19 protein-coding genes and 2 pseudogenes are annotated in these 22995 nt (G+C 49.2%); 15 read left to right on the top strand and 6 right to left on the bottom strand.

Annotated features, from left to right (window positions below):
* On the top strand, nucleotides 1-329 hold a 329-nt coding region (locus ST42_RS09840), incomplete at its 5' end, for a transposase (protein ID WP_044064441.1).
* A 38-nt stretch (nucleotides 330-367) separates the two neighbouring features.
* On the opposite strand, the gene ST42_RS09835 is transcribed toward ST42_RS09840, so the two are convergent.
* Nucleotides 368-1966, bottom strand: a complete 1599-nt coding sequence (locus ST42_RS09835) for an RNA-binding domain-containing protein (protein ID WP_044073398.1) — start codon at nucleotides 1964-1966, stop codon at nucleotides 368-370.
* Entirely contained in the window at nucleotides 1966-2181 is a 216-nt protein-coding gene (locus ST42_RS09830; protein ID WP_042520066.1) for a helix-turn-helix transcriptional regulator, read from the bottom strand. Before ST42_RS09830 ends, ST42_RS09835 begins: the two co-directional genes overlap by 1 nt.
* Nucleotides 2182-2575: 394 nt before the next feature.
* On the opposite strand from ST42_RS09830, the gene ST42_RS09825 reads away from it, so the two are divergent.
* Nucleotides 2576-4555, top strand: a complete 1980-nt coding sequence (locus tag ST42_RS09825; protein ID WP_044073385.1) for a TonB-dependent receptor — start codon at nucleotides 2576-2578, stop codon at nucleotides 4553-4555.
* Between the two features lie 103 nt (nucleotides 4556-4658).
* Here the strand turns inward: ST42_RS09825 and ST42_RS09820 are convergent, their stop codons facing one another.
* Nucleotides 4659-6491: a DNA polymerase III subunit gamma/tau gene (locus ST42_RS09820; protein WP_042520064.1), complete on the bottom strand. Its 1833-nt coding sequence runs from the start codon at nucleotides 6489-6491 to the stop codon at nucleotides 4659-4661.
* Between the two features lie 114 nt (nucleotides 6492-6605).
* Here ST42_RS09820 and ST42_RS09815 point away from each other — a divergent pair, with 114 nt between their 5' ends.
* The 5 genes from ST42_RS09815 (at nucleotide 6606) to ST42_RS09795 (ending at nucleotide 10975) form a co-directional block, all read left to right on the top strand.
* A complete protein-coding gene (locus ST42_RS09815; RefSeq protein ID WP_042520063.1) occupies nucleotides 6606-6941 on the top strand; it encodes an FtsB family cell division protein in 336 nt (111 codons plus the stop codon).
* Nucleotides 6925-7353 carry a hypothetical protein gene (locus ST42_RS09810; protein WP_022316125.1) on the top strand — a complete coding sequence of 143 codons (429 nt, stop codon included), beginning with the start codon at nucleotides 6925-6927 and terminating at the stop codon, nucleotides 7351-7353. Before ST42_RS09815 ends, ST42_RS09810 begins: the two co-directional genes overlap by 17 nt.
* Before the next feature lie 164 nt (nucleotides 7354-7517).
* On the top strand, nucleotides 7518-8330 hold the full coding sequence (locus ST42_RS09805) for a DUF4369 domain-containing protein (RefSeq protein ID WP_022316126.1): 813 nt from the start codon (nucleotides 7518-7520) through the stop codon (nucleotides 8328-8330).
* 77 nt (nucleotides 8331-8407) lie between these two features.
* Nucleotides 8408-9784: a dihydroorotase gene (locus tag ST42_RS09800; protein ID WP_044073383.1), complete on the top strand. Its 1377-nt coding sequence runs from the start codon at nucleotides 8408-8410 to the stop codon at nucleotides 9782-9784.
* 15 nt (nucleotides 9785-9799) lie between these two features.
* Entirely contained in the window at nucleotides 9800-10975 is a 1176-nt protein-coding gene (locus ST42_RS09795) for a metallophosphoesterase (RefSeq protein ID WP_044073382.1), read from the top strand.
* Between the two features lie 305 nt (nucleotides 10976-11280).
* On the opposite strand, the gene ST42_RS09790 is transcribed toward ST42_RS09795, so the two are convergent.
* Complete coding sequence (locus ST42_RS09790; protein ID WP_022316130.1) at nucleotides 11281-11787, bottom strand: histidine phosphatase family protein; 507 nt, start codon at nucleotides 11785-11787, stop codon at nucleotides 11281-11283.
* Nucleotides 11788-12139: 352 nt separating this feature from the next.
* Between ST42_RS09790 and ST42_RS14510 the strand changes: the two are divergent.
* The 3 genes and pseudogenes from ST42_RS14510 to ST42_RS09780 form a co-directional block, all read left to right on the top strand.
* A pseudogene (locus tag ST42_RS14510) lies at nucleotides 12140-13045 on the top strand (glycoside hydrolase family 43 protein); the annotation flags it as partial.
* Nucleotides 13028-16276 carry an MGH1-like glycoside hydrolase domain-containing protein gene (locus ST42_RS09785; protein ID WP_316931829.1) on the top strand — a complete coding sequence of 1083 codons (3249 nt, stop codon included), beginning with the start codon at nucleotides 13028-13030 and terminating at the stop codon, nucleotides 16274-16276. The pseudogene ST42_RS14510 and the gene ST42_RS09785, both read left to right, overlap by 18 nt.
* A gap of 100 nt (nucleotides 16277-16376) precedes the next feature.
* Nucleotides 16377-17666: pseudogene (locus tag ST42_RS09780) on the top strand (alpha/beta hydrolase family protein); the annotation flags it as partial.
* Nucleotides 17667-17797: 131 nt separating this feature from the next.
* On the opposite strand, the gene ST42_RS09775 reads toward ST42_RS09780, so the two are convergent.
* Both ST42_RS09775 and ST42_RS09770 read right to left on the bottom strand, forming a co-directional pair.
* Nucleotides 17798-18499 carry a ComF family protein gene (locus tag ST42_RS09775; protein ID WP_022316139.1) on the bottom strand — a complete coding sequence of 234 codons (702 nt, stop codon included), beginning with the start codon at nucleotides 18497-18499 and terminating at the stop codon, nucleotides 17798-17800.
* Nucleotides 18500-18534: 35 nt separating this feature from the next.
* On the bottom strand, nucleotides 18535-19023 hold the full coding sequence (locus tag ST42_RS09770) for a 3'-5' exonuclease (RefSeq protein ID WP_044073378.1): 489 nt from the start codon (nucleotides 19021-19023) through the stop codon (nucleotides 18535-18537).
* A 261-nt stretch (nucleotides 19024-19284) separates the two neighbouring features.
* Between ST42_RS09770 and ST42_RS13870 the strand changes: the two genes are divergently transcribed.
* From ST42_RS13870 to ST42_RS09745, 5 genes are all read left to right on the top strand, one after another.
* Nucleotides 19285-19470 (top strand): hypothetical protein, encoded by a 186-nt coding sequence (locus tag ST42_RS13870; protein WP_197068937.1) that lies wholly within the window; start codon nucleotides 19285-19287, stop codon nucleotides 19468-19470.
* A 312-nt stretch (nucleotides 19471-19782) separates the two neighbouring features.
* Complete coding sequence (locus ST42_RS09760; protein WP_042520053.1) at nucleotides 19783-20307, top strand: nitroreductase family protein; 525 nt, start codon at nucleotides 19783-19785, stop codon at nucleotides 20305-20307.
* Nucleotides 20308-20368: 61 nt separating this feature from the next.
* Nucleotides 20369-21157, top strand: a complete 789-nt coding sequence (locus tag ST42_RS09755; RefSeq protein ID WP_394365287.1) for a Rossmann-like and DUF2520 domain-containing protein — start codon at nucleotides 20369-20371, stop codon at nucleotides 21155-21157.
* An 85-nt stretch (nucleotides 21158-21242) separates the two neighbouring features.
* The gene (locus ST42_RS09750) at nucleotides 21243-21761 is read left to right on the top strand and encodes a KdsC family phosphatase (protein WP_042520051.1); all 519 of its coding nucleotides are present in this window, start codon (nucleotides 21243-21245) and stop codon (nucleotides 21759-21761) included.
* Nucleotides 21762-22000: 239 nt separating this feature from the next.
* Complete coding sequence (locus ST42_RS09745) at nucleotides 22001-22972, top strand: lipoate--protein ligase (protein WP_022316145.1); 972 nt, start codon at nucleotides 22001-22003, stop codon at nucleotides 22970-22972.
* Nucleotides 22973-22995: the final 23 nt, after the last annotated feature.

Genomic DNA, 22995 nt, shown 5'->3' with positions numbered 1-22995 from the left:
ACTGTAGCATCTATGGTGACAAAGGGTATATTGGAGCTGACGTACAGCTTGACTTGTTCGAAACCGCACACATAAGACTGGAGTGTCCGTATCGGCTCAACCAAAAGGACTGGAAACCGACATTCATCCCGTTTGCAAAGGCAAGAAAGAGGATTGAGACAATATTCTCTCAACTTACAGACCAGTTCCTGGTCATCAGGAACTACGCGAAAATAACGAATGGTTTGTTTGCCAGAATCATTGGCAAAATTAGTGCACTTACCATTCTGCAATACGTAAACTTCATTAACGACAAGCCCATTGGCAGAATTAAGTATGCACTAAATTAATTCCGCCAACAGGTAGAAATAATGAATCCATACGCTTCTTATCTTTTGTTTACTTTCTTGTATTTTTGATTACTTGCTGTAGGATTATCTGGATTAGTCATCTGCAAATATCCTGCTGCAACAAGGGAGGTGATGTATTTGGCTATATTTTTTGTATGATAGACAACACCGGCTCTTTCCAAAATTTCCCTACTTGTTCTTGGCACGCTACAGAAGTTTACTATATCCTTCTGTTTATTCGTCAATGGCACTCTTTTAGTGTCATGGTTAGTGTCATGGTAACTATGTATAGTGTCATGGTCTTCGGCAAAAGTGTCATGGTCGGTGGCTAAGTCAGTGTCAGAGTGTCTAAGTCCAGTGTCATGGTCTTCGACTTGGGTACTTTTTTCATGGACTTCGTTACCGACTTGGTTACTTTCTCCTCTCCAAACCGTGATGACAAATTCCTGTGCCTTGTTATTATTCATAAATGTGACATTGATGTCTTCGTCCAGAGCACGAGTGATGCCGCTACCTACACCAGTGTATGGCAGCAAGTATATAGCATTGTTAAAAAGAAACATATTGCGAGGCATGGAAGTTCCTGCCTTGATGTCATCAATAGTGAGTCCGTTAGGCAATACACCTGGACTGTGAATCTCCACACGATTGTCGAAAATGAAAATGCGAACAGGGGCTTTCATGTTCAACGAACGGTGTACAAGGCTGTTTACAGTGAACTCAACCAAGCTTGTATAAGGTATTTCCAACTTACCCATGCTGTTGAATTCATCTCCCACCTGCACATTATGTAGGTTACGAGTGAAGAAATCCATGATAGTGTCATATTGATGAAGCAGATTCCCCTCCATATCTGCATCATTCACCTTGTCACGGAACACCTTGCTGCCAACACTGTTGCCAGCAAAACAGATACACTTGGCTGTCATCATTGGCATCCAGCGTTGGGTATATTTGCCAAACAGAAGCATGGCAGCAACGGTCAGTGTGCCATCGGGACGGATAAATCGCAGATTGCGAAGTATCTTCTCACAGTCATGTCCCTTAGCTATGGCAGAGCAAATCATATCAAGTGATGCTTCATTAAAAGCGTCACCTGTCAAGCCTTTCTTCTCCAAAACTCTTTCAAAACGGTTGCCAAGAAACTGCTTGATCGTCGTTGCATCAAGGTCATTGACAGTTGCATCCCTAACACCAGCCTCGTCTGGAGCAAAACTACCGCAGTCGGTCATCATTTCTGCAAGTTCAGCATTATCGAACACTTTACGCTTGTCGGCACCATTCTTCACCCATACGATTCCCTTGTTGTCATGATAAGGCTTGTTGAGTCCTTCCTTCACAGTAGCAATAACCAAGTTGCCATCCTCAACTTCTATAGTATCTATCTTTATCAGAATGGATGGCACTACGTTTTCTGAAGCAATGTCACTCAACAAGTTGGTTGTTTCTTGTACCTCAGAATACGACAAGGCATTGGTTTCTCCGGTCTTATCCTTTATACCAACTACCAACTTGCCACCATGTGAATTACTGAACGCCACTAACTCGCAGGCAATATCATATTTGTCGAGAATGCGTTCCTTGAACTGCACCCCCGACACCTCGCCAGCCTTTATCTGTTTCAATATATCGTTCATCATTCTTTGATACATTCTTTGTTCAACAAATCATTTACATCCACTTTCAGCAAATCAGAAATCCGTATTAAGGTTTCCAAGTCTGGTTGGCAAGTGTTGGTGCACCATTTAGAAATGGTTGCTTGGTCTTTACCCAACATTTCTGCCAACCACTTGTTTGAGTGCTTGGTTACTGCCAACATAATCTTCAATCTGTTTACATCTTTCTTTGCCATACATTATTATAAAATAAGTAAATACGCTTTCAAAAGTACGAAAATAATTTCAGAGAAAGGTACAATATTCTCAAAATGTTTGCGGGATATGCATATAATTGAGTATTTCGCAATATTATTCCTTTCATTGATAATCATAAAATACGAGCGAAAAAGGTTGTTTTGGAGCTTTTCGAGTTACTACTAACACAGAGATGACATAAATATCATTTCATAGACCTGAACAATCAAAAGACAAAATCGGAAAATTATCGTTGTTTTCTGTGTTAATTTATGTTTTCTCATGCTTTCATTTTGGGGTTTCTTGATTTTGTTGTTCCTAATTTGTTTCTTTCGTCATTTTGCTATCTCAATTAGTATTGATTATCAGTACATTACGAGCAATCAGTAAGATTTGGAGAAAAACATCACACTCGGCGAGGTTACGGTGAAGGCAGCCAAGGTGGTGAACAAGTCAGACGGTATGATTATCTATCCGACGGATGCCCAGAAGCAGGCGTCAAACAATGGCTACAGCATACTTGAGAAACTCACACTTGCCAATCTGCGCATCGACAACATCAACCACACAGTCACAGCCATCGACAATAGGGGAGGAGTACAACTCCGGGTCAATGGCATCGTAGCGGGCAAACAGGAGATGCTGGCTCTCAATCCCAAGGATATCGCAAAAATAAACTTCATAAACAATCCTTGCGTACGTTATGGCGACGGCATAGCCTATGTGATAGACATCGTTACACGCAGGTCCGAGAGCGGCTATACTGTTGGCACAGACCTGACCACGGCACTCACCACATTGCAGGGCGATGGTATGGTTTATGGGAAATGGAACAAGGGCAAGAGTGAATGGTCTCTTTCGTATGATGTGAACGGATATAAATCCAAGGGGGCAAAGAGCAGCCAACTGGCAGAATATACCTTGACAGACGGCAGTATCTATACTATAGAACGAAACGATGTGGAGTCGCTTCGAAAATCCATAGCCCATGATGCGAAACTGACCTATAACTGGGCAGACACAACAGCCACTGTCTTTCAGGCATCATTGAGCGGAGCGTTCAACGATGCCCCAGACGACTATAATATAAAGGAAATAGCAGACGGCGCCCGCCGATATAGAGCCACGAGCCGGGATGCAGACAAAAGCTATTCGCCGGTATTGGATATCTACTTCTTCCGTCAGATCACTCCACGACAGTCAGTTACCGCCAATGCCGTGGGTACCTATATTTCCACTCAGACCAGCAATTATTATGATGAGGGGAATCCATACCGGTATGATGTGGATGGCAAGACGTCTTCTCTTCTCGCTGAAATAATTTATGAGAACAGACTGAAGCCCTTCACGCTCTCGGCGGGAGGAAACTATAGTTACAAACACATCAAGAACGACTATTCCGGTGACGCTTCCTCTTTGACCAAGACGAGCAACAACCGCTTGTATGCCTTTGCTGAAATCAAGGGGACGATGCGGAAATTGCGCTACACGTTGGGAGCAGGAGCAAGCTATATCCATTACACTCAGAACGGTCATAGATATGACTTCCAGACATTCCATCCCAAGGTGTCGCTGACTTATGATATCAATAACAGCATGCAGTTGGGTTATACCTGTCAGATGCAAGACAAAGTGTCTCGCATCGCCATGACGAGCGATGTTATGGTCCGCACCAACAGTATGGAATGGACAGCAGGCAATCCCGACTTGAAGCCATCACACGATATGGACCACCGGTTGCAGTTCTCGTATAACACAAACCGTTTGCAAACATTTGTAGAAGGTTACTACAAGCAATGCCTCAAACCGAATATGGCACATTATGAACGCACCGATGACAACCAATTCATATATACCCAGAAAAACCAGAAGGAGATAGACGTATTGAATGTCATGGCATACGGAGGCTATTGGATATTGCCCGAAAAACTACAGGTTGCCGCCAATGGAGGTGTGTCCAGATGCTTCAATTTCGGCAACGACTATACACATTGCTACACCTCGTGGTTTTATGCTTGCAGCATCACGGCTTACCTCGGCAACATCACTTTGCAGGGATATGCAGATAACGGCAACCGCTTCCTGGAGGGCGAGTCGAAAGGCTACAACGCTGCCTATTCGGTTCTGAAAGCATCATACACATGGCGCAACTGGCAATTCTCGTTGTCGTGGGCGAATCCCTTGAACAACAACTACAAGGCATACGAAAACGAGTTGCTCAACCGCAATCTCTATAAGCATACAGTAGGCTATTCAAAGGGCAACGGCAATCAGGTGTCTCTGAATGTGTCTTGGCGATTGAGCAGAGGCAGCAAGCATAATTCGGCAGAGAAGAGAATAAGTCTGAGTGATGCGGATAATGGTATACTGTGATTGACAAAGTGATATTATTTGGTCTGATATAATTCCTGCTGGTATAAATGCAGCTGGTATAATAGCAGTCGGGAATTAATTCAAACCTATGCGCCGGATATGCTCAGGCGAACTCCAGATTGAGCAGTTCGCCGAGTTTCCCGACGGCATCATTCTCTTTGCAGAGCTTCAGGTAAAACTCCTTGGGGGAGAGAATACGCTTTATCTCCTCAGGACGAGCCAGACGCAGCGACAGTTCTATATCGTCGTTGCGTAGCTTCTGCACGAGAGTGTTACGAACGCGGTTCTTTATTTTCTGCACGTCCTCCAGCAGCATCTTGTTGTCTATCACCACTTCAACCTTGGGGAACTCCGTGATGACAGGCGTGAGGTTCTTCATTCGCTTCGAGGTGCCCAGCATGTTGGGAGGCATACGGTTGCACATCATCAGCCATTGCTGCAAGAGCATGTCGTCGTCGAAAGTCTCGTGCAGTCCGGTGGTAGCCTTCTGCTCCGGTTCCATTTCGTAAGTAGGCTTTTCCGGTCCTTTCATAAGATTGCCGAAAGACTTTCCTATCGACCCTAATTTCAGTGCCGGTCTGTGTTGAGGCTGTGTTACCGGCTGTGTGGCAGATACCGTAGAAGCGTTGCCCGGCGTAGCCGTGACTTGTGAAGATGCTGACGGAGCATTGTCTGGTGAGGACACAGCCACTCCCTGCACAGCTTTGTTCTCACCAGGCTGTGCTTGCGACGCAGCGGCAGCCACCTGCTGGACTGCCGTGTGGCGCTGCGCCGAGGCTATGAGTTTCTTGAACAGGCTTTTCAGTCGCTTGGGGCTGCGCCCCGCGACGCCGTCTTCGTCGGGCTGTGTTATCTGTGCCACGCGGATGAGCGTTATCTCCACGAGCAGTCGCTTGTTGCTGCTCTGGCGATAGTTGATGTCGCATTCGTTGAGGATCTTCAGTGCCGAATACAAGAACTTGGTAGGACATTTCTGTGCCTGCTCCTTGTATTTCTGAGCCTGTGCCTCGCTTGTCTGCAGCAGCGGCAATGTCTGCGTGTCCTTCGCCATCAGCACGTTGCGCACGTGGCTTGCCAGTCCGCCGATGATGTTGCCACCGTCGAAGCCTCTGGCGATGACGTTGTTGAGCAACACCATCACTTCAGCAGCCTTGTTCTCCATACATAAGTCTATGATGCGGAAATAATTGTCAGAGTCGAGCACGTTGAGGTCTTCAATCACCTTGGCGTAAGTGATGTCGCCCTGACAGAAGCTCGCTGCCTGGTCGAACACCGAGAGGGCGTCTCTCATTCCGCCGTCAGCCTTTTCGGCTATGACGTTGAGAGCCTCTTCCTCATATTTTATCCCCTCCTTCTCAGCCACCATCTTCAGATGGTTCACGATGCCCGGCACCGTCATGCGCTCGAAGTCGTAAATCTGGCAGCGCGACAGGATGGTGGGCAGAATCTTGTGCTTCTCCGTTGTCGCGAGGATGAAGATGACGTGTGCCGGCGGTTCTTCGAGAGTCTTCAGAAAGGCATTGAAAGCTTGTGTGGAGAGCATGTGCACCTCGTCGATGATGAACACCTTGTAGCGTCCCACCTGGGGTGGGATGCGGGTCTGGTCCATCAGCGCCTTGATGTTTTCCACCGAGTTGTTGCTTGCCGCATCGAGCTCAAAGATGTTGTATGAACGCTGTTCATTGAACGCCTTGCAGCTCTCGCATTCGTTGCAGGCCTCACCGTCGGCAGTGGGGTGCTGGCAGTTTATCGCCTTGGCGAAGATGCGGGCGCATGTGGTCTTACCCACGCCCCTCGGTCCGCAGAACAGGTAGGCATGGGCGAGCTTTCCGCTTCTCACCGCATTTTTCAGAGTGGTGGTGAGAGCCGACTGTCCCACGACGGAGTCGAACGACATGGGGCGGTATTTTCGTGCCGAAACAATGTATTCTTCCATAAATAAATATAAGATTTCGCTTATTTTCTTGCAAAGATAATGTAATTTCGTTCAATTGAGCTATCTTTGCACGAAAATAATGATACACTAATTCTATAAAATAAAACAAAGACAATGAGTCGCATCAACCCTCTGTGGAGATTTATGTCGCACAACATTTATTGGATAACAACGATAATTGGTGTGCTCATCGTTGCCGTGCTCGACGAGAACAGTTTCCTGACCCGCATGAAATATGACATGCAGATAAGCGACCTGGAGGAACAGATCGATGAATACAACAGTCAGTATGAGCGCGACGACCAGAAACTGAAGGAACTTCGCCGCAATCCAAGGGCTATCACCAAGATTGCACGCGAGAACTATATGATGAAGGCCGACGACGAGGATATCTTCGTGTTGAGCGACGACGAGAAACAAGAAACAAGCAAGAATGAAACAGCTGAATAGAACGCAAAGCGCCATGATGCTCATAGGAGCATGCCTGATGGTGGTGGGAGCAGCTCTCTATGTTTTTGGAGAGCAGACCGTGGCACCCTGTATCTTCACTCCAGGCACACTGATGTTCGCCGCCATGCAATATATGCAGAAATACACAGGCACCGACGTCACCATGCGCCGACTGAGAAGAATCATGCTCACCGGAGCTGCATTCTTCATCATCTCAGCGCTGCTGATGGTGGAGAACGCATATCACGTGGTATTCCCTCTGTTTGCAAAGACAATCAACGGATACACATCATACGTAAAGTACATCCACAACAACTGGGTGGTGACTCTGCTCGTGGCTGCCGTGCTCCAGCTCTATTCCACACACCGCATCTCATCTGAGCTCCAGAAGAACAAACAGCGTGAGGCATAAACGACCTGGACTTGCAGCGTTGACATGGAAATGACAAACATGCGGATGCTGTGTCGTAAAGACTAAAAAAAGCTAAAAACAGGGAACCTTGTTTTAAATAGAATAAACATATTTCCATACATCCGTAATACGACTTACATTTGTATGGAATTTCAAAAACAGATATGAATAAGATATTTTACTCTCTCATCGTTGCCATAGCAATGATACTCACATCTTGTGCCGGAACATACGATATCAAGGGCACATCCAACGTGTCGGTGCTCGACGGCAAGATGCTATACCTGAAGCAATATCATGACAGCGACCTGAAGAACATCGATTCTTGCGACGTCGTTCACGGACAGTTCGGCTTCAATGGAAGACTCGACTCCGTAAGGATGGTGACACTCTTTATGGACGACGAGAACATAATGCCTGTAGTCCTGGAGTCAGGAAGCATCAACGTGAAGATTGACAACGGATCGCAGAAGGTGAGCGGCACGCCGCTCAACGACAAACTCTCTGAATTCATTGAGAAATACAACCAGCTCGAGATGCAGATGAACGACCTCGCACACAAGCAGAGCCAGGCGATAATGAACGGTGAGGACGAGAATACCATAAACCAGAAACTCGCAATCGAAGCGCAGCAGATCACTCAGAAGGAGGACAAGCTCATCACATCATTCATCTGCGACAACTTCGACAACGTGCTCGGTCCCGGAGTGTTCTTCATGATGACTATGGGATACCCGATACCGGAACTCTCGCCATGGATAGAAGACATCATGAGCAAGGCGACGGACCACTTCAAGAACGATGCCTACGTGAGGGACTACTATCAGAAGGCACAGCAGAACCAGGAAATATTGAACGGCATGGCAACGCCAGACGGACCGGCTCCGCAGCCGGCGGCAGGACCACAACCCACCGATGCTCCACAGCAGCCGATGGACGGACCGACGCCAAACCAGTTGGCACAGCCTGCTGAATAACCCCATAAGCCAAGGCTGGTCCTGAGAGGTAAAGATTCTTCAGGACAGGCCGTAAACATTTATACCTTACTTGAATAATGAATACATTGATTACAGGAGCTACGGTCGTGAACGAGGGAATGGCAGTCAAGGCAGACATTCTGATTGAAGACGACCGAATAGTAAGCATACTGAGCAATGGCGAAACACCCCGGGACAACTACGACGAAACAGTAGATGCCACGGGGTGTTTCGTATTGCCGGGAGTGATAGACGACCATGTGCATTTCCGTGACCCCGGACTGACACACAAGGCAGACATGCAGACGGAAAGCAGGGCAGCGGCATACGGAGGAGTGACGACATATTTCGACATGCCTAACACCAAACCTCAGACCACCACACTTGCCGACCTTGAAGACAAACTCGATATGGCACGGCAGAAGAGTCACGTGAACTATTCCTTCTTCATAGGAGCTACAAACGACAATATCGACCAGCTGCTGAAGGTGGATACAAATAAGGTGCCGGGAGTGAAACTCTTCATGGGATCGTCAACGGGAAACATGCTCGTTGACCGTGAGAAGGCGTTGCGGCAGATATTCACCAAGGTGAAACTTCCGATAATGACACATTGTGAAGACACCGGCATCATCAACCGGAACATGGCTGAGGCAAAGAAGAAATGGGGCGAAGACCCCGATATCTGCCACCATCCGGAGATAAGATCGGTTGAGGCATGCTGGCAATCCACAGAACTCGCCGTGAAACTGGCTAAGGAGAGCGGAGCGCGACTCCATGTGGCACATCTCACCACGGAGAAGGAGCTGGAGCTCTTTGAGAAATATTCAGAGAAGGAAGTGCTTGCCGCTGCGGGCAGCGACGGATTCCCCAAGATTACGGCAGAGGCTGTGGTGGCACATCTTGTATTCACCGATGCCGACTACAAGACTCTTGGAGCAAGGATAAAATGCAATCCGGCAGTGAAAACCGCCGCCGACCGCGATGCCCTGCGTGCCGCTCTTACAGACGGACGCATCGCTGTGGTGGGGACAGACCATGCTCCACATCTCATAGAAGAGAAACAGGGTGGTTGCCAGAATGCCATGTCGGGAATGCCGATGCTTCAGTTCTCGCTCGTCACGATGCTCTCGCTCGTAGACCAGGGTGTGCTGACGGTGGAGAGAGTGGCAGAGCTGATGAGCCACAATCCGGCAAAGCTCTTCGGAGTGAAAGACCGCGGATTCCTGCGTCCGGGCTACAAGGCAGACATCGTGGTGGTGCGTCCAGGTGTGAAATGGACGTTGACAAGCGAAGACATACAGAGCAAGTGCAAGTGGAGTCCGTTGGAGGGCAAAACCTTCGGATGGAAGGTGGAGCATACCTTCTGCAACGGTCACCATATATATGATAATGGAAAGTTCGACGATTCGGTGCATGGCGAACAGGTGGAGTTCGACCATTCTTCCATCTAATAACGAAATAGAATAATGATAGTAAAAATACTGATTCCCATACTGCTGCTTCTGCTGGTTTCCGATGTTTACGTATATCTGCATTTCCTTCGCTACATGAAGCGCAACAAGATAGCAGCCATTACAGCTTGGGCGGCACAAAGCGTGGCGATGGTGGCATATAGCGTGGTGATGGCAGTTCAGCCGGATTTCGCTCCGGCAGACATGGATTGTCTCAACTTCTATCTCCTGCTCCTCGGAGTATGGGCAGTGCCGAAGTTCGTCTTCACGGTCTGCTCCATCCTGGGATGGGGACATTGCGTCTATCACAAGACAAAGACAAACTGGGGCAACTATGCAGGAATTCTGGCAGGGGTCTTCTTGGCTGTCGTTTGCGTATATGGTTTCACCAAGGGATTCAACAAAGTGACGGTGCGCCATGTCACCTTCGAGTCGGCAGATCTGCCAGAGGCTTTCGATGGCTACCGTATCGTGCAGTTCAGCGATGCCCACGTGGGTACATATACAGGACAGAGGGCTTTCATGCTGAAAGTCGTGGCAGACAGCATCAACAGTCAGAAGGCAGACATGATAGCCTTTACCGGAGACTTGCAGAATATGCGCCCTTCAGAACTCTATCAACACGAGAAGACCCTCGCTTCCCTCAAAGCGAAAGATGGCGTGTTCTCAGTGCTTGGCAACCACGACTATGCCTATTATGTAAAGGCAACCGAAGCAGAGCGGCGTCATAACTGTCAGGAGATGAAGGATGTGCAGCGCAGGATGGGCTGGAAACTGTTGCTCAACGACAACTGTGTGATACGTCGCGGCAACGACTCTATCGTTGTGGCTGGAATGGAGTTCGAGGGCGAGAGTCCGAGAGTGCCGAGTTTCGGCAACTTGAAGAAGACCCTCCATGGCGTCAATCAGAAAGGTGCGTTCATACTCATGCTTCAGCATGATCCGACAAGTTGGCGCACCGACATACTACCGCATTCCACTTCGCAGCTGACGCTCAGCGGACATACCCATGCCGGACAGATGAAGTTCTTCGGCTGGTCGCCAGCCTCACTGAAGTATGACGAATGGGGAGGGTTATATACCGAGGGCAGACGTTCCATCAACGTGAGCTGCGGTGTGGGAGGTTTCGTCCCATTCAGACTTGGATGTCCTGGCGAGATAGTAGTCATAGAGCTGAAAAAGCATAAATGATATTTGTGCAAATAGTGTTCTTATTGTTAAAAAAGATATAATATTCCGATGCCTCATGATAAGGTTTCGGAATATTTTTTTATCTTTGTAGCGATAAAAAATATCCCCACAATTATGATAGTATCAGTATTAGTTATAATCAGCATCTCGGTTTCCGTATTCTTCTGCATAAAGTAGAATACCGATCAGTTTCGTGTCTGAAACAGGAGACCCGTTTAATGAAGTCTGACGCTTGACGGCATTTGACTTCAAGTATACCATTCCATGGTTTTGGAATGGCAGTGTTGGCAGGTGCTTGCAGAAAATCATAAGTCCAACACTCTGACCTCTGCATTTGTCATCTTCTGTACATCCTTCATTTCCTTGTTGTAATAAACAGCCTGTATAGCCTTGTTTATTATTCCATGTCCCACGGCAAGGACTGTCTGTCCGGGATATTCTCGCTTTATCAACTCAAGAAAATCCCGTGCCCTCGCCTTCAGCGTGTCGAGAGATTCCACATCGTCAGGCCACACTTCGTCTTTCAGGTCTGGGATATATCGTCCGGTGAAGCTTCCCCAGTCGCGTTCTCTCAGCAGTGGAGTGGTGCGCACATCCGCATGATGCGGTTCGGCGATAATCCGGCAGGTGTCTATAGACCTCTTCAGATCGCTCGACACGAAAGCGTCGAAATGCTTCTCGGCCAGTTTCTTTGCCACTTCCTTCGCCTGTTCTATACCGTGGTCGTTGAGTCTGCCCGGTGTCTGTCCCTGCATTATCTTATTGGCGTTGTCGTAGGTTTCGCCATGCCTTGTGAGATATAGTCTTGTCATATTCCAAATGTTCTTTCTGTTTCTTCCGCAAAGATAACGCAAACCGAATGCATAATGAAATAAATGTATTTATTTCTTATGCTGAGGTGCAGCTTATCTTATGCAAAGATAGGAAAATAAAATAGAATAGCCGTAATGTAGTGCCCTTAGTGTCGTTTTATGTGCCGTTTTTTTAGCTTTGCATCGTGCGTAGATGATGTCATAGCTTCATGACATTATCCATGTCAACGGTGATTGCCATTGGCGTGATGGTTACAAAACGCCCAGTGCCGACGTCTTTGTTAATAAAGAGGGCAGTCTCCTGTATATGCCCACTTTAAGAATCAGGAAATAAGAAACCACATTACACTAAATGAAGAAACTACTATTTTCAGCAGCCGCTGCCATGATGCTTGTCCCAAGGGCAGGCATGGCGACGGACATTTTCGTTTCGACCTCGTTTCATGAACCCGCCAACGAAGGACTGCGCTTCATCTATAGCCGCGACGGCATACATTGGGACAGTATTCCTGGCACCTTCCTCAAGCCGGAGGTAGGCACGCAGAAGGTGATGCGTGACCCGTCGATAGTGAAAGGTCCCGACGGCACATACCATTTCGTGTGGACCTGTAGCTGGAGAGGCGACAGAGGGTTCGGATACTCATCGTCGAAGGATTTGATACACTGGACACCGGAGCGTTTCATCGAAGTGATGAAAGACACCACCACCGTCAATGTGTGGGCGCCGGAACTCTTCTACGACGACGTGAAGAAGCAGTATATGATAATATGGGCATCCTGCATACCGGGAAAATTCCCCGACGGAATAGAAGAGCACAAGAACAACCACCGTCTGTACTACTGCACTACAAAAGACTTCAATACCTTCTCAGAGACCAAACTCCTTATCGATCCCGGTTTCAGTTGTATTGACGCTACGATGGTGAAAAAGGGAAAAGACGACTATGTGATGGTACTGAAAGACAATACCCGCAAGCAGCGCAACATCAAGGTGGCATTCTCAAAGACACCCTACGGTCCGTGGAGTGAGGCTTCAGAACCATTCACACCGATGTATAGCGAAGGTCCGTCTACGGCATACGTCAACGGATGGTGGTATATATATTACGACTGGTATCGCCAGTTTATCTATGGCGCACAGCGCACGAAGGATTTCAAACACTTCCAGGATCAGACGGGAGCCGTTTCCTTCCCAGACGGTCATAAACACGGCACCGTGTTCATGGCACCGGAGGAACTTGTGGAAAACCTTATAAAATACAACAGCAGTGCCGTTCACTACACCGGCAGCGACATTTCCCTGCCATCGCGCCATGACGGCGGACTCTCCCCCGTGGTGGGAGTGCATAGCATACAGACCATGCGTGCCGAAAAGGGAGCCACATACAACCACCAGCCGATGATTGCATACTGGAAGGGAAAGTTCTATATGCACTATCTTACCGACCCACGCAGCGAGCACGAGCCGCCAGGAGTCACCATGCTGCAGACCTCTACTGACGGATACACATGGACAGACCCCGTGAAGCTGTTCCCTGAATACAAAGTGCCCGACGGATTTGAAAAGCCTGAAAAATATCCGGGCCTGAAGGCAAAGGATCTTATGGCAATCATGCACCAGAGAGTGGGGTGGTATGTATCGAAGAAGACAGGCAAGCTCCTGGCTATGGGCAACTACGTAGTGTCGATGACACCGAAAGACAACCCCACCGACGGCAACGGCATCGGCAGAGTGGTGAGGGAGATAAAGAGCGACGGCACCTTCGGCCCCGTATACTTCATCTACTACAACCACGGTTTCAATGCCGGCAACACAGACTTCCCGTACTACAAGAAATCCAAAGACAAAGCCTTCGTCAAGGCTTGCGACGAACTGCTCGCCGACCCGATGGCACGCATGCAGTGGGCTGAAGAGGCTGACCGCGGCGATGACATACTGCCGCTGAAGACACCATATAAGGCATTCTCAGGCTACACGCTGCCAAACGGATGGAAGGTGGGACTCTGGAAACACGGACTGACGACCATCAGCTGTGATGGCGGCAACACATGGCGCACTCCGGCAAAGCGTGCTCATGGCTTCGTGACATCCACAGGAAAGATTTGGGGGCAGAGGCTCTCCGACGGAACTTATGCCACGGTATATAATCCTGCGGAATACAGATGGCCACTTGCCATCTCGCTGAGTGCCGACGGACTGGAATATACCACTCTGAATCTTGTCAACGGAGAGATAACCCCAGAGCGCCATGGCGGTAACTACAAGAACTACGGTCCGCAATACACCCGTGGCATCCAGGAGGGCAACGGCACTCCGGCAGACGGAAACATGTGGGTCACCTACAGTAACAATAAGGAGGACATGTGGGTTTCGCGCATCACAGTGCCTGTACAGACTGCTGCAACATCTCATGCCGATACAGACTTCTCCGCATATTCAAAGCTTGCAGATATGGCAGACTGGAACATCTATTCTCCAAAGTGGGCACCTGTTGCTCTCGATGGGAAATGGTTGAAGCTGTCAGACAAAGACCCTTACGACTATGCCAAGGTGGAACGTATAATACCTGCCACAAAGGAACTTACCGTAGAGTTTGATGTCCAGGCAGCACAGAACGGTCATGGAGAGCTTGATGTGGAGTTTGTCGACGCCAAAGGACAGGCTTGCTCCCGTATAGTGCTCGACTCTCTCGGAGTGATGAAGGTGAAGGGCGGTCCGCGTTTCGGTACCATGCTCAAGAACTATAAGGCAGGAGAAACCTATCGTGTGAGGGCTGTTCTTTCTACCGACATGCATGCCGGCACATATTATATCAACGGCAAGAAGGTGTGTCAGCGCCAGTTCGACACTCCTGTGGAGGCAATAACAAGGGTGGTGTTCCGCACCGGTCCGCTCTTTGCAGAGCCAAACAACGAGACTCCGGCAGACCAGTATTTCGACATGCCGCGTGCCGACGAGTCGGATCCCGTGGCTACATTCTCTATCGCAAATGTGAAGACCTACGCTGCTGATGCTGACGGGCAGGCTGCTGTGCTGAAGTTCGACGACTACAAACACTACATCGACTACTTCAATACGATGGAGGACGAGAACATCGCCAACGCTATCCCCAACAGCAAGGCGGCGGAATGGATGAGCAAGAACGTGCCGCTCTTCGACTGTCCGCAGGATAATTTCCGTGAGATGTATTACTACCGTTGGTGGACTCTGCGCAAGCATATCAAGCGCACCCCAGTGGGTTACGGCATGACGGAGTTTCTCGTGCAGCGTTCCTATGCCGACCGCTACAACCTCATTGCCTGTGCCATCGGCCACCACGTGATGGAGACCCGATGGCTGCGCGACACAACATACATCAACCAGATTCTCAATACCTGGTATCATGGCAACGACGGCAAGGCGATGCAGAAGATGGATAAATTCAGCTCCTGGAATCCTGCCGCAGTGTATGAGGCTTATAAGGTGAACGGCAACAGGTCGTTTGTCGACTCTCTGAAGCCTTCGCTCGAAGAGGAGTATGCTCGTTGGCAGAAGACCCACCGTCTTGACAACGGACTCTACTGGCAGGAGGATGTGCGCGACGGAATGGAAGAGAGTGCCAGCGGAGGTAGAAGGAAAAAGTTTGCGCGTCCTACGATTAACAGCTATATGTATGGCAACGCCATGGCTCTCGCCGAGATGAACAAGCTTGCCGGCGATGAGGCTAAAGCTGCAGAATACAACAAGGAGGCTGCAGAACTGAAAAAGCTTGTGGAGAACAAGCTTTGGAACGGCAAACATGAGTTCTTTGAAACGTTGCAGACCGACACTCTCGCAAATGTACGCGAGGCTATAGGCTTCATTCCGTGGTATTTCAATATGCCTGACAACAAAAAGTATGATGTCGCATGGAAGCAGGTTACCGACGAGAAGGGCTTCTCTGCCCCTTACGGACTTACCACCTGTGAGCGTCGCTCGCCGCTCTTCCGCACCCATGGTACAGGAACTTGTGAGTGGGATGGTGCCGTATGGCCTTTTGCCACGAGTCAGACGCTGACGGCAATGGCAAACTATATAAACAACTACCCGGAGCCTATTGTAGGCAGCAAGGAGTTCTTCCATGATATGGAGGTGTATGTAGAGAGCCAGCACCATCGCGGCAGACCATATATCGGTGAGTATCTCGACGAGACAAACGGTGCATGGCTTATGGGTGACCGTGAGCGCAGCCGCTATTACAACCACTCCACCTTCAACGATCTGATGATAACAGGCATCGTAGGACTGCGTCCGCAGGCAGATGGCAGCATCATCGTCAATCCGCTTGTGCCGGAAGGAAAATGGGATTATTTCTGTCTCGACAACGTGATGTATCACGGCAAGAACATCTCCGTGGTCTACGACAAGACCGGTTCTCACTATCGCCACGGCAAGGGTCTCATCCTGCTTGTCAACGGCAAAAAGGTGGCACAGCGGGACACGCTCGGAAAACTTGAATATAAATTATAGTTATCGTTATTCACAATAAAATCGGAGCGCTTGTAGTTCTCTATAAAACAAAGAGAATTCCGGGCTCTCCGATTTCTTGTATTAAAATCAAAAAATAATCATGAAGAGAAATTCAATTCTTATAGCAGCCCTGTTTGCCGGCACAGTTTGCCAGGCACAGACTTTTGAGACGAAATATGCACGTCCGCTTGGTGATGTGCTCAATGATGTGGCAAAGCGTTTCGACGTTAGACTGAAGTTCAATGTAGACACCGCCGGACTGAAACTCGACTATGCCGACTTCCGTGTTCGTCCGTATTCTCTGGAGGAGACGTTTGACAATATCCTCAAGCCTTTCGACTTTTATGCCCTCAAGCAGAAGGGCAACCTCTATAAGATAAAGAAATATGAATATCCGCGCCGTCAGGCTTCCGACGGATGGAAACTCCTGCCGTATCTCGCTTCCAAATATAGCGACCGGGCGTCATGGGAGCTGCGTCGCGACTCACTGCGTCGTGAGGTGCGCCAGCGTCTTGGCATCGACCCGCTGCTCGCCCGCTGTTCCAAGGAGAAGCCTCTTGTGTCGAAAATAAGGAAATACGACGGATATACCGTTCAGAACTTCTGTATGAAAACCGTAGACGGACATACCGTGAAGGGGTCAATATATACTCCTGCCACCAAGGGCAAGCATCCGCTTATCATCTGTCCCAACGGACATTTCGTCAACGGCAGATATGGCACCGTGCAGCAGCAGCGTCTTGCCACACTCGCCCGTATGGGAGCCATCTGTGTGGATTATGACCTGTGGGGATGGGGCGAATCAGAAGATGAAGTGGGGGCAAAGGCCCATCAGACAGCCGAGGCTCATCAGATGCAGGCCCTCAACGGCATACGCATCCTCGACTGGATGATAAACCGCAAGGATGTAGACAAGACGAGAGTGGGAGTGAACGGTGGTTCGGGAGGCGGCACACAGACCGTACTTCTCACAGCTCTCGACGACCGCTATACGGCTGCCAATCCGGTGGTGAGCCTCTCGTCGTGGTTTGATGGCGGCTGTCCCTGCGAGAGCGGCATGCCGATACAGCTCGCTGGCGGCGGCACGTGTAATGCAGAAATAGCAGCCATGTTCGCTCCGAAACCGATGATGCTCGTAAGCGATGGCGGCGACTGGACCTCTACCACTCCCGAACTGGAATATCCCTATCTGCAGCGCATCTATGGATTCTATGGCAAGAAGGAGAATATAAGCAATGTCCATCTGCCGAATGAGCGTCATGACTTCGGTCCGAACAAGCGCAATGCCGTTTATGATTTCTTCATCAAGACCTTCCGTCTCGATGCCTCTAAACTCGACGAGAGTAAGGTGACGATAGAAAAAGAAGAACAGTTGAAGTTTGGAAATAAATGAGTAGACGAGTAAACAAGTAGACGGGTAAACGAGTTGACAAGTAGATATGTCCTTATCAGATAGACCATCGGTAGGCCATAGAAATTTCTTTGTCAATTTGTTTACTCGTCAACTCGTCTACTTGTCTACTATTTAGTATATCCCAGCGACAACACGCTCAGTGCCTTTGCGCCGCCTTTGAGAAGTTCCTTTCCGCATTCCATTATCGTGGAACCCGTAGTCACCACATCGTCAATGATAAGCACATGCTTGTCTCTTATTTTCTTTGCGTCGCGTAGCGCAAAAGCATTCTCCACATTCTCCCTCCTTTCATATCCCCTGAGTCTTGTCTGCGACCCATTGTAGACTGTCCTCTCCACCGCCTTGTCTGCGATGGGGATTCCCGTAGCCTCACTTATTCCGAGCGCCAGATGATAACTCTGGTTGTAACCTCTTTCCCGCTTTCGCTTTTTCGTTATCGGGATAGGCACAATCACGTCGATGCCGTCGAAGAATCCCGCTTCACCGCATTCCCTTGCCATTATGTGTCCCATGTCTTCAGCCACATCCCATCTTCCCTCATATTTCATTTTCAGCATTATGCCCGACGATGGCGAGTGGGGCAGATAATAGAACAGTGCCGCAGCCTTCTCTATCGGCATCAGTCCCCAGAAACACTGTGCCATCTCATTGTCGTATGGAGAGGAGCAGAATGCGGTGCGCGGCAGATGCAGGTTGCACGCCATGCAGATGGAGTCTTCGGTTATGCCGAGCCTCTCATGACACACGGTGCAGAGCCTTGGCATCATGAGGTCGAAAATGCGTCTTGGAAAACTTATTCTCACTTGCATGTCGTTATCGTATTTTTTTTCTGCTATGCTGATTGCTATAATATCTCCAGCGCTATGGCAGCGCAGGCTTCAGCATCTGCCAGGGCATGATGATGGTTTGTCAGGTCATAACCGCAGCGGGCGGCGATGATGTCGAGGTTGTGCCTGCCTTTTGGCCATACCCGGCGTGATGCTATGCAGGTGCAGAAGAACGGGTAGTCGGGGTAGTTCATCTGGTATACGCGGAACACGGCTTTCAGACAACTCTCGTCGAACGCCTTGTTGTGGGCAACGAGGGGCAGTCCGGCAATCTTCGGCTCTATCTGCTTCCACACTTCGGGAAAGACGGGAGCATCTTCTGTGTCGGCAGCGCACAGACCATGCACCCGCATGCACACATAACTGTAGTATTCTGGTTCGGGTTTGATTAGCGAGTAGAACTTGTCCACGATCTCGCCGCCTCTGACTATCACGATGCCGACAGAGCAGACCGATGATCGCTCGCTGTTGGCTGTCTCGAAATCTATTGCTGCAAAATCCTGCATTCTTATCAGTTTTATATTATTGTCAATATCCCCTTGTTCTCTGGGATATTGCAAAAATACACAATTTCTCAGTCATATAAGCATCTCTGTTTGTTTTCTCTCTAAAAAATATTTTGATGGGCTTGACTCCTGTCTGGGAGAAAAATGTTGTTGAAATGTGTTATTCAAGCAGAATATTATGATGGTGTGAACAAAGAAGATACACCAGAGCAATATCTTTGCAGTCGAAACGTTATCTATATGAATGTAATGATAGGGGTGATGGAGAATAAAATTTTTGCAAATAACGGTTCTTCTATCGTCCTATATACGACAAACGATGGCAACACCCAACTTGAAGTAAAGTTGGAGAAAGATACCGTGTGGCTTACACAAAGTCAGATGGCTGAATTGTTCGGAAGAGACCGTACTGTAATAACGCGCCATATAAGAAACATCTTCAAGTAGGGTGAATTGGATGAAAATATCACATGTGCAAAATTTGCACATATGGGTACAGACCAAGATCAAACTTATGAAACAAATTCTGCCCATCAGGGGCAAGGTGCTTGCCCATGTTGGGTAAGCAGCGTTCCCACTTGGGGCAAGCATCGTGCCCGTTTTCCGAAGATTTACTGTGCTTGCCCATGGTTGATTTTTTTATTTTCAGCAAATTAGCCAAATGGGAGATATGTCGAATTAAACGTATGAAAATTTCCTTATGCCATGTTTTTTGTATACTTTTGCCAAACGATAGGCAAGGAAGAGAAAACAAGTGATATGAGAATAGAAGAAATACTGGCTATGGAAATTGGCGACAGACAGTTCTGCCGTACTGAGATACAGGCTGACGATGTGGAACGGGTGCTCCGGGCAGCGCTCCTTGCCACTTGTGGCAAGGGAGGGAACTCTGTGGAGCTATACCCCGTGGAAGACCCGCATCTGCTGGAACGTCTTGCAGATGCCAGAGACCATGGTGCGGAATGCATCGCTCAGGCACCGATGGCAGTGGCAGTGGTTGCCGACCGTCTCTATGATGGGGCGTGGGTGGAAAACTGTTCTGCTGTAGTGTGGGCGATGTGTGCGCAGGCGGCAGAAAGGCAACTGGCTTACCATTCGGTGCAGATAAGAGGCTATCAGCTCACCGACGGTACCATGTCTGACGAGGTGGTGAGAGGAATACTCGACATTCCGGAGAGCAAGACGGTGTATGCGGTGGTGGCGATAGGCACTGCTGATAAACCTGTGTCACAGGCAGAGATAGATGATGACCAGCTCGAGTGGCAGCGAATACATATAGGTTGACTCTTCTGCTGCATGGCAAACAGGAAAATTTGCCAACCCCAAATCATAACGCAACGAAAAAATACAAGGACAGGATATGAAGATAGTTTTTGTGGGGGCAGGAAATCTTGCCACCAACGTGGCCAGGGCGTTGAAAGACGCCGGTCATGAGATAACACAGGCGTATAGTCGCACACAGGCGTCTGCCGATGCACTTGCCTCTCAGGTGGGGGCAGAAGCGGTGTCAGACCTTGACGGTGTGGCAAGAGAAGCCGATATATATATAGTGTCGGTGAAAGACGGGGCGCTCAGCGATGTGGTGGCACGATTGTGCGACGGCAGCCGGCGTGGACTCTTCGTCCATACGGCAGGCAGCATCCCGATGAGCATCTTCGATGGACATGCCGGCCGCTACGGAGTGTTCTATCCCATGCAGTCGTTTTCAAAGCAGCGACAGGTGGATTTCACCGACGTTTCCATCTTCGTTGAGGCGCGCTATGAGAGCGACCTGCGGTTGCTTACAGACCTCGGCAGCAGTCTCTCGCAGCATGTCATGCAGCTGGATTCGGAAGGCCGCAAACATCTGCACCTGGCGGCAGTCTTCGCATGCAACTTCGTGAATCACTGCTACGATCTCGCTTCAGAAGTCCTCGACAGATACGGCATCCCCTTCAGTTCGATGCTGCCGCTCATCGACGAGACGGCGGGCAAGGTGCATAGCATGTCGCCGAAGTCAGCCCAGACCGGTCCTGCCATCCGCTACGACGAGAATGTGATAGGTATGCAGAGCAGGATGCTCGCCTACGACGACCGCATCAGGCAGATATACGACATCATGAGCAAGAGCATTCATGAGAGAAACGAGAAGTGATGCCGGAGGTGACGCCCGCTTGGAGGTTTGCCCTCGGTTGGAATCCGTACCATTAATCAGTTATAGCAAACAAACAGAGAAAGATATGATAGACTACGATTTGAAGAAGATACGCGCCGTGATATTCGATGTTGACGGAGTGCTCAGTGCCAGTACGATAAACCTGCATCCGTCGGGAGAACCGATGCGCACGGTGAACATCAAGGACGGATACGCCATACAGTTGGCAGTGAAGCAAGGACTCCACATCGCCATCATGACAGGAGCCACCGTTGACAGCATCCGTATCAGATACGAGAGGCTCGGAGTGAAAGACGTGTTTACGGCGTGCTCGGTGAAGATAAAGACATACGACAAGTTCCTTTCCGACAACGGACTCACCGACGAGGAGGTGATCTTCGTGGGCGACGACATCCCCGACTATGAAGTGATGAGTCGTTCGGGCTGCCCCTGCTGCCCTTCAGACGCATGTCCCGACATCAAGGCCATCAGCCGCTACATCTCGCAGGCCGTGGGCGGACATGGAGTGGGGCGCGACATCATAGAGCAGGTGCTCAGGGCGCAGGGAAAATGGCTCGCCGACAAGAAAGCCTTCGGATGGTGATTGCCCTGTGAGTTCGTTGGCAGTTCGGCAAGTGTCAGATATGCAGTATAGCTATATTATATAAGAGGTGGGATAATCAAGCGGAAAGAGTCTGCATGAGCGATGGCATGACAACAAGAGCAACCATAACCCCTGCATAAGCATCTTAAAGACAAAATAATGCGTATAAAATTTGCAGGGTTTGTTTTTTTTCGTAATTTTGTGGCAATTATGTTATTACCATAAATCTAACAGAAAAAATGTTGTATGTAGCATTGCCCGACAATACGCAGCATCGCTTGCCGTTCTATCTCGCCATGGAAGAATATGTGGCGAAAACCATTGATGAGGAAGACTGCTTCTTCATGTGGCAGGTGCAGCCTAGCGTGATATTCGGCAGGAACCAACTGGTGGAAGCCGAGGTAAATCTCGACTACTGCAGGGAACATTCGGTACAGACCTACAGAAGAAAAAGCGGTGGAGGATGCGTGTATGCGGATATGAGCAATATCATGTTCTCTTATGTCACGAAAGACGAACACGTGAACTTCACTTTCAACAAATATATAAACATGGTGGTGATGGTGCTCCAGAAACTGGGGCTCGACGCCAAGGCTACGGGGCGCAACGATGTGCTCATCGGCGACAGGAAAGTCAGCGGCAACGCCTTCTATCATGTGCCGGGACGCAGCATAGTGCATGGCACGATGCTCTTCGACACCGACATGCAGAACATGGTGGGAGCCATCACGCCGTCGGACCAGAAACTGCTCAGCAAGGGCATTCAGAGCGTGCGCCAGCGCATAGCCCTGCTCAAAGACTATCTCGACATCGACATCGAGCAGTTCAAGACCTTCGTCAGACAGAACCTCTGCGACTCGGAGATGACGCTGACAGACCACGATGTGGAACTGATAAAGGAGATAGAGAAGGAATATCTTACCGATGATTTCATTTACGGCAAAAATCCACGATATGCCGTGGTGAAGCGAGGACATATAGATAATGTAGGCGACATTGAGGTGAGGCTGGAGATGAAGAACAACATCATAAAGAGCGCCGCCATGGTGGGAGATTTCTTCATCGTGGGCGACATCGACGAGAATCTCCTCAAACCCATACGTGGCGTGGCGCTCACGGAGGGAGAACTGACAAAGGCGCTGCCCGAGAAACTCGACGAGGTGGTGATGAATCTCAAGAGGGAAAACTTCGTGGAGCTGCTGCTCAGCTGACACGCCACACCGGAAAGAATCTA

The organism is Prevotella pectinovora (assembly GCF_000834015.1).
In the GTDB taxonomy this organism is placed as follows: Bacteria; Bacteroidota; Bacteroidia; order Bacteroidales; family Bacteroidaceae; genus Prevotella; species Prevotella pectinovora.
This window is presented reverse-complemented; position numbering and strand designations above follow the sequence as displayed.

What these genes read in the sequence shown, in the direction of transcription:
- ST42_RS09815 (WP_042520063.1), top strand. Translation starts at nt 6,606, where the DNA reads ATGAGTCGCATCAACCCTCTGTGGAGATTTATGTCGCACAACATTTAT.
- ST42_RS09745 (WP_022316145.1), top strand. Translation starts at nt 22,001, where the DNA reads ATGTTGTATGTAGCATTGCCCGACAATACGCAGCATCGCTTGCCGTTC.
- ST42_RS09790 (WP_022316130.1), bottom strand. Translation starts at nt 11,787, where the DNA reads ATGACAAGACTATATCTCACAAGGCATGGCGAAACCTACGACAACGCC.
- ST42_RS09750 (WP_042520051.1), top strand. Translation starts at nt 21,243, where the DNA reads ATGATAGACTACGATTTGAAGAAGATACGCGCCGTGATATTCGATGTT.
- ST42_RS09810 (WP_022316125.1), top strand. Translation starts at nt 6,925, where the DNA reads ATGAAACAGCTGAATAGAACGCAAAGCGCCATGATGCTCATAGGAGCA.
- ST42_RS09830 (WP_042520066.1), bottom strand. Translation starts at nt 2,181, where the DNA reads ATGGCAAAGAAAGATGTAAACAGATTGAAGATTATGTTGGCAGTAACC.
- ST42_RS09805 (WP_022316126.1), top strand. Translation starts at nt 7,518, where the DNA reads ATGAATAAGATATTTTACTCTCTCATCGTTGCCATAGCAATGATACTC.
- ST42_RS09820 (WP_042520064.1), bottom strand. Translation starts at nt 6,491, where the DNA reads ATGGAAGAATACATTGTTTCGGCACGAAAATACCGCCCCATGTCGTTC.
- ST42_RS09770 (WP_044073378.1), bottom strand. Translation starts at nt 19,023, where the DNA reads ATGCAGGATTTTGCAGCAATAGATTTCGAGACAGCCAACAGCGAGCGA.
- ST42_RS09795 (WP_044073382.1), top strand. Translation starts at nt 9,800, where the DNA reads ATGATAGTAAAAATACTGATTCCCATACTGCTGCTTCTGCTGGTTTCC.
- ST42_RS09835 (WP_044073398.1), bottom strand. Translation starts at nt 1,966, where the DNA reads ATGAACGATATATTGAAACAGATAAAGGCTGGCGAGGTGTCGGGGGTG.
- ST42_RS13870 (WP_197068937.1), top strand. Translation starts at nt 19,285, where the DNA reads ATGGAGAATAAAATTTTTGCAAATAACGGTTCTTCTATCGTCCTATAT.
- ST42_RS09775 (WP_022316139.1), bottom strand. Translation starts at nt 18,499, where the DNA reads ATGCAAGTGAGAATAAGTTTTCCAAGACGCATTTTCGACCTCATGATG.
- ST42_RS09760 (WP_042520053.1), top strand. Translation starts at nt 19,783, where the DNA reads ATGAGAATAGAAGAAATACTGGCTATGGAAATTGGCGACAGACAGTTC.
- ST42_RS09800 (WP_044073383.1), top strand. Translation starts at nt 8,408, where the DNA reads ATGAATACATTGATTACAGGAGCTACGGTCGTGAACGAGGGAATGGCA.